This is a genomic window from Sporosarcina sp. P13 (genome assembly GCF_002743055.1).
Classification (GTDB): Bacteria; Bacillota; Bacilli; order Bacillales_A; family Planococcaceae; genus Sporosarcina.
Map to the genome: position 1 here is coordinate 1 of NZ_PDYM01000082.1, position 1,462 is coordinate 1,462.

The window sequence follows — 1,462 nt, forward strand, 5'->3', positions numbered from 1 at the left end:
TAAACTGTACCCTATAAGATGGACACTTTGAAAAAGTCCGTCTTATAGGGTATTTTTGTTTATACATAAAAATGATGTCGGGGGTCGGATCAAATGACTAAACTATTATTCACTAAAAAAGAACAAGATCAACTAAAATGTAATCCCAATGTGAAGGCAGTCAGTGAAAAAGGTATTACCTATTCAGATGAATTTAAACGTCATTTTATTGCAGAATATGAAAAAGGTAAATTACCAGGGGAGATATTTGAGGAGGCCGGTCTTGATGTTGAACTAATCGGCAAAGAGCGTGTGCATTCCGCTAGTAAGCGTTGGCGTGCTGCGTACTATAAAGATGGTGTGAAAGGTTTACAAGACACGCGTAAAGACAATTCTGGTCGTCCGTCAGAACGCGAATTAACGCTTGAAGAGAAGATTGCTCGTTTAGAAGCAAAAAACCGATTATTAAGTGCAGAGAATGAATTACTAAAAAAGCTGGATCTACTCGAAAGGCAGGCGTTGAAGAGGAAATAAAAATCGCAACCAGCGTGAAATTTGAATTAATCTATTACACAATTGAAAAGTATAACTTGAAGCGGATGGTAAGCTACTTATGCAAAATAATGGGCGTCTCTCGTTCAAGTTACTATAATTATTTCACGGAAGAGTCGGTCCAAAAACGTGTAGTACAAGAACAAGCAGATGAAGTCGTAAGGGATCTCATTTTAAAGGCCTATCGCTTCAAAGGTCGCAAAAAAGGGGCGCGTCAAATTAAAATGACGCTCCAAAATCAATATAAAATTACCTATAACCTAAAGCGCATTCGCCGTATTATGAAGAAATACGCTATCATATGCCCAATTCGTAAAGCGAATCCTTATCGACGTATGGCTAAAGCAACAAAAGAACATCGCACATGTCCAAACCTATTACAACGTAACTTCAAACAAGGTATAGCGGGAAAAATCTTATTAACCGACATCACCTATTTAACATACAAGGACGGAAAACGTGCGTATTTATCAACGATTAAGGACGCAGAAACAAATGAAATTTTGGCATATGAGGTATCTTCTTCACTACATTTAGAAATCGTGCTGAATACCCTTCAAAAACTGAGAAGACACGGCCATCTCTCAGAAGGTGCATTTATTCATTCAGATCAAGGTTTCCATTACACAAACCCTGAATTCCAGGCGGCAGTTAAACGAATGGGATTAGGTCAATCGATGTCTCGCCGAGGAAACTGTTGGGATAACGCCCCACAGGAGTCATTTTTCGGCCATTTTAAAGATGAGACGAACGTTAAAGAGTGTGCAACATTAGAGGAAGTAAAACGGGAAATTAAAAGGTATATGACGTACTACAATCATTATCGTGGGCAATGGAATTTAAAAAAGTTGCCGCCTGCAAAATACAGGCAGCAACTTCAACAACTAGCATAGGCTTTTTTTAATTGTCCTTTACAAAGGGTACAGTTTAT

At 38.4% G+C, this 1,462-nt stretch carries 1 protein-coding gene; it reads left to right on the forward strand.

The window, feature by feature from the left end:
- Positions 1-93 precede the first annotated feature (93 nt).
- A protein-coding gene (locus CSV79_RS16500) for an IS3 family transposase (protein WP_369825001.1) occupies positions 94-1,424 on the forward strand; the annotation gives its coding sequence in 2 pieces (ribosomal slippage) (positions 94-475 and positions 475-1,424; 1,332 coding nt in all).
- Positions 1,425-1,462: the final 38 nt, after the last annotated feature.